This is a genomic window from Cupriavidus phytohabitans (genome assembly GCF_000426345.1).
Classification (GTDB): domain Bacteria; phylum Pseudomonadota; class Gammaproteobacteria; order Burkholderiales; family Burkholderiaceae; genus Cupriavidus.
In genome coordinates this window covers 1-5,242 of sequence record NZ_AUFE01000155.1, presented here as the reverse complement: position 1 = coordinate 5,242, position 5,242 = coordinate 1, and the positions used below count along the sequence as shown (strand labels likewise).

At 45.3% G+C, this 5,242-nt stretch carries 5 protein-coding genes; 3 read left to right on the top strand and 2 right to left on the bottom strand.

Annotated elements, in window-relative coordinates; genetic code table 11:
• The coding region (locus K309_RS0133750; protein WP_035878832.1) for a helix-turn-helix domain-containing protein at positions 1-235 on the bottom strand (235 nt) is incomplete at its 3' end.
• A 468-nt stretch (positions 236-703) separates the two neighbouring features.
• On the opposite strand from K309_RS0133750, the gene K309_RS43575 reads away from it, so the two are divergent.
• Genes K309_RS43575 through K309_RS0133740 form a run of 3 tightly spaced genes read left to right on the top strand, consistent with a single transcriptional unit; the run spans position 704 to position 4,788 of the window.
• Complete coding sequence (locus K309_RS43575) at positions 704-2,062, top strand: glycosyltransferase family protein (RefSeq protein WP_232232628.1); 1,359 nt, start codon at positions 704-706, stop codon at positions 2,060-2,062.
• 21 nt (positions 2,063-2,083) lie between these two features.
• Positions 2,084-3,361, top strand: a complete 1,278-nt coding sequence (locus K309_RS43570) for a glycosyltransferase family 2 protein (protein WP_232232627.1) — start codon at positions 2,084-2,086, stop codon at positions 3,359-3,361.
• The gene (locus K309_RS0133740; protein WP_029050326.1) at positions 3,361-4,788 is read left to right on the top strand and encodes a radical SAM protein; all 1,428 of its coding nucleotides are present in this window, start codon (positions 3,361-3,363) and stop codon (positions 4,786-4,788) included. Before K309_RS43570 ends, K309_RS0133740 begins: the two co-directional genes overlap by 1 nt.
• 178 nt (positions 4,789-4,966) lie before the next feature.
• Here the strand turns inward: K309_RS0133740 and K309_RS42730 are convergent.
• Positions 4,967-5,242, bottom strand: a 276-nt coding sequence (locus K309_RS42730) for a transposase (RefSeq protein WP_369796560.1), incomplete at its 5' end; no start/stop codon positions are given.

The window sequence follows — 5,242 nt, the reverse complement described above, 5'->3', positions numbered from 1 at the left end:
CTCCCTTATGACCGTTGAGCAGGCCGCACAGCCCTTTCTCGCGCCAGGCGTTCATCCAGTTGTACACGGTCTTCTTGCTCACATCCAACTGCGTCGCGATCTCGTGCACGCGTTGACCTGCGTCGAGTAACACCATGCCTTGCCCTCTGGCTCGGAAATCTTCATACGGATGCCCCAGCGCAAGCTCTTGCAAAGTTCTTTTCTCCACGTCGTTCAATTCGATGGTGCACTTCATCGGCGATGCCAGCTCGTTCTTCTTATGACTGGCATTTGACTCTCATTCGTGAAATTGGTTTACTCAGAACACTTACCTCCAGAGTAACAACATCCGGAACTGCTGCGCTTACTCTAGCACAGCGATTAATTGTCGCAATAGCGACGAAGACATTCATATTTGTCCGCTTATTGACTAAAAGTTGTCGGGTATTTGCAATACTGCTTGCTCAACTGAGGTTTCAACCAAAGAATGTTGGTGGTACGAATCTCGCATCAAAGTTCCGTCGTCCTTGCCGAGGCAACGAGGCATTGCACAATAGCAATCCAAGGACGGTCGCATATTTGATGGTGACCAACATAAAGTCAAAATTGTTTGAAACGCACAATATCTTAATAAAATCCGCAGAACTGTTAGAATAACTAACTACCAGTATAGCTGCGGTGTGAGCGACTCCAATTCTGAATTTGAGTTATTGAGATTTGCAAAATGAAATACGATCGAGCCATATTTATATCATTTGACGCAGTCGCGGTATCAGGAATTATCATTGAGGCACTCAAGGCAGCGAAAATACTTTCAAAAAAGGGGATTAAATCGTACCTTGACCTTGGTTATGATATAAAAGTTGACAAAGGGATGTTTAATAAACCATACGAATGGGAAAGAGACCTCTACAAAGACTTATTCACTCTTGTTCGGATAGATGACATCACTTCCATAAAAAATTATAACGTCGATTTTATTAAGCGCGCCCATAGCGCGTTGATAAATCAACCGTCGTCAACGACCAGTCAAAACAAAGAAGATATAAAGCGCGACATCATATATGCATCCCAGCAACTATCAAAAAAAATTGTTCAGCTTTGGGATAGTCTGAATATTGGTCATGTTATTGTAGAAAATGGGACTCTTCCTGAAAACATAATTTACACCCGAGCCCTGTACCTCGCCATCGAAGAGTATGGAAAACACAATGGATTGGGGAGCTTTGTTATTTGGCGTGATCATGATTTGATGTGGAGCAGCGATAAAACCGCCATGAAGTATGGTTCACCGCCATACCAAAATGCAATCAAGCCTACCAAATCCAATCACATCACGTACGTAACACTCAACGAAGATCTAAAGAACAAACTTGAGGAGTGGTGTAATTATGCCGTTGAGGTTAAGGTTAAAAAAAATACCTACGAGTTCAAAGACCAAGTCGGCTACACGAATTTGAGGGAGAAGTTCTCCATCCGTGAGGACGATCTTCTTATTGCAAGAACCACCAGAATTATACCTCAGAAGCGATTGGACAGGGATATTCATATAATTCATCACATGAATCGACTTTTCGTTCAAAATTGCATAGAAAAGAAGGCGTGGCTTATTATTGCGGGGAATACAAATGAAGACCCGGAGTATTATCAACGACTAGTAGCTTTATCCCAAACGCTTAACAGCGAGGGTGCTGTCAGATTTCTCGGACTTCTTCAGCACGGAGGCATATCCTCCCAGAGCCAAATGTACACTATTGATGATCTTTATTATTCCTGCGATCTGGTCTCTTTTCTCACCTCCTGGGATTATGATAGCTACGGAAATCCTATTGGCGAAGCAATTTGTCACAAGCGCTGTTACATCACGACAAGCTATGAATATTATGACGAAGTCTATGGCAAGCATGGCTTCGTTGCTCCAGTTATGAGGATATCAGAGGGTAAAGATGGTTTGCCTGATCAAGAGTTCATTGATACGCTCTATGAGTTGGTCACCAACAAGCAGCTTACACAAAAAATTGCGGAAAATAATTATGTTCTAGGAAAACGATTGCTTTCTCCTAGGTCATCCGGTATTCTTTAATCGATTTCTTTGGGGAGTGGTATGCGAGACAATATTCTTGTATCTGTCGTGCTGCCAATTTATAACGAAAGCGATTGCATTGAGAAGGTACTCGCATCTTTAATTAATCAGAAAACCCATAACGGCTTGATTACTCACCAAAGTTATGAGTTGATTGTTGTAGACAATAATTCCACGGACGATACTCTCCAAAAAGTAGAGCGTCTTAAATTCGAAAATCCCACTATTGATATCTATATTATCCCTGAAGCCGTTCAGGGGGTATCATCTGCTAGAAAACGGGGTATGGATTATGCGTCGTTGCGTTCAAAAACGAGGGACATTCGCATGGGGGTGCAAAAAAAACACTATATTGTATCCTCGGATGCTGATTGCACCGTTGAGCCATACTGGCTGTACGCATTAATAAAAAAGATGATGGATGAAAATGGGGATCTCGGCACGTGCAATTATTATTATAATGAAAATTTATTCATCAATCGTCCGAATCTATTTCGGGAAATAAGAAAAACTTTACGTTGTCGGGAAACGTCTTTCTCTCTATTCGGTGGTTTTCCAGACGGGAAGGGTTTCGCTGTTGAGCGCAGGTTCTACGACAAGGTTGGTGGCATCGAAATTTTCTACCAACTCAAAAGCGGTAAATTTGTGGAACACCTTTCCGATGATTGGGATTTAGGGATACGAGTCGTTGCATGGGGTGGCAAGCCGGTTTACGCCCGAGATTCCCGGGTAGAAATTAACAGTCGTCGGGTTGATACTCTGCTTGACGAGGTCATCAAGGGCATCGCCTATGGACAGGACGGTATCATTATCATGAAGGACGTCCGGACAGAAAAGGGATGCCAAAATACTGCGCTGAAAGATACGACCCCCGAACAGTCACAAAATGCCTGGCACAGCTCAATAAAAGACTATGTTCCTAAGAATATCGTCCTGCCTGTGTTGCTTAATCCGTATCTTTTACTGGAGGATGCACGTGTTCGTGAATTCTTCACTGGCCGCGCGGCAGACCAGCTGTACCGGCGTCTCGAGGAAATTAAGTGCGAAACTCGGATGATTGACTTTAAGTCTATCCATTCCTATAAGACGCCATGCTATCGACTTTACTTCGAATTTCGTGATGAGATCTTTAGTGCGATGCGCCGAACCATTGGCGAGGATATTGGCTTCCCACCGCCATTGCCCAAGTGTTTCGATGTTGTAAAACCGGAAGACTTCAAGCGTTATGTCTATTACTTTTGTGAGGACCGTGAATCCGGGGAGGCACATAATTATTTTGCGAACGGTGGAGTTTTTTAATGAGCAAAGCAGCGCTAGATTCGTTGAATGACGTCGATGTTCGCTATCCTTTGCCGCGAGTATATGATTTCCTCGCGAGGTCGGAAAATAGTGAATTTCTAGATTACGTATTTAAGGACACATTCGGCTGCCATGTTTTTCCCGGTGATATCCAAAATTACCCATATTATTCCTTCTTGGATGATATGAGCCGAGAGATAAGTAAGGCTAAACAAATCCATCTTTGGTCATATATTCCAACTTGTCGCTACCGCTGCCACTTTTGTGCATTTCCCACCGTTATACTCAACCCACAGATTGACTCCGCGCAGGCGGTGTTTCGGGATGTGGTAGATAGTAATATAGCAGAAGCAAGGCATTGGCTTGAGAGTATCCCAAGCCTTCGCCGAGCAGAGGTTGGGGAGTTTAATATCTTCGGTGGCACGCCATCACTACTTCCCCAGCGCGAACTGCGATGCTTAGTGGATTTTTATCAACACCATTTTAATTTGTCGACCGCATCGATGCGGTTTGAAGGTGAGCCGGGAACGCTGACTAAAGAATATTTGAGTTTTTTAAAAAGCATAGGTTTTTCCAAGATCAGTTTTGGCGTGCAGTCTTTTAATGAGCATATTATCAAGGCATCAGGTCGTGCGCATTCAGCCCGCGCTTGCATGGAAACCGTTCATGACGCACGCGAGGTCGGTTTCAATTGGATTAGTGTCGACCTTATTTATGGGCTCCTCGGGCAAAATGTCGATGACGTGAAACGGGACATGGAGAAGGTTTTAGAATTGGAGCTCTCTCATGTTGTCTGCACCAAGCTGCACATCGGTGAGTTTATAAGCAGACGCACCGGTGTTTCCGGCGAGCGACAAAGTCTGTGGCAGAAAGGAAGAATTTTCTCTAATAGGGGAGGATTCCCTGGTTTAGGCAAGCAGTATCAAATGCGGGAGCTTGTGGAGCAGTACTTGTCCTGCGATTATCTGGAACATCCCACAATGTACTTCCATCGTAGGAATCGTCCCCCCGAAAAATGGAAGGGATTAGTCACCGATCTTGGCAAGCAGTATCCAGAGGTGGCTATTGGTTTGGGTGGTAGCTCGAAGTGTATAACAGCTGAAGCTATCAACATAACTGGATACAGTAGATACAAGGAAGCACTTGGCAAGCATCGATTGCCCATTGAAGAAAGCCGAGGCATCTCCCGGGCTCACGGTGAAATTAATGCTTTCAAAATGGCCTTATCAACATTAGTCCCAGTGAATGATGATGTGTTTAAAGAGCGTTTTGAGGGACGGAGTTTCTTTGCCAATGCGAAGATCAATCGTGCGCTGAATATGTTGGTGAGAAAAGCACTCGTCACCGTCGACGATAATATCGTCACTTTGACCCCAAATGGCGTCACTCTCGTGGAAGCGGTGATTAACACACAGTTCGGCGCCTAAGCGCACCTAATACAATTTATCGACTAGTCGCGGCGCAGATGGCAATGCAGGGGGTTAAGCAAGAGAATAGTATCGACGCTACCTAATATACTGCCCCGCCTTAAAATAGGTAGTCGGACCTGAAAAATTCAGTCTGAGAGCTCAGCGTGACTGAAAGGCGGAGGATTCTGGGCCCTCATCAAACGACTGCGGCATGTGGGCTGAGTCGATTGGCGGCATCGGTGGCGAACCGGGCCATCCCTGTGAGCAAAGCTAAGACGAAAAAAAGCCCGCGGATACCGAGGCGGGCAATGGCCCGCAGCAGCCAACGGAGATTGAAGCCTGCGGCACAGAGGATCGGATGGACAGTGTCACCGATTTCGCCTTTCAACCAGTTCCGGCGCATGCCGTGATCCGCTTTGACATGACCGATGACAGGCTCGACTGCCTGGCGACGTTTGAGCATTCTGCGCTG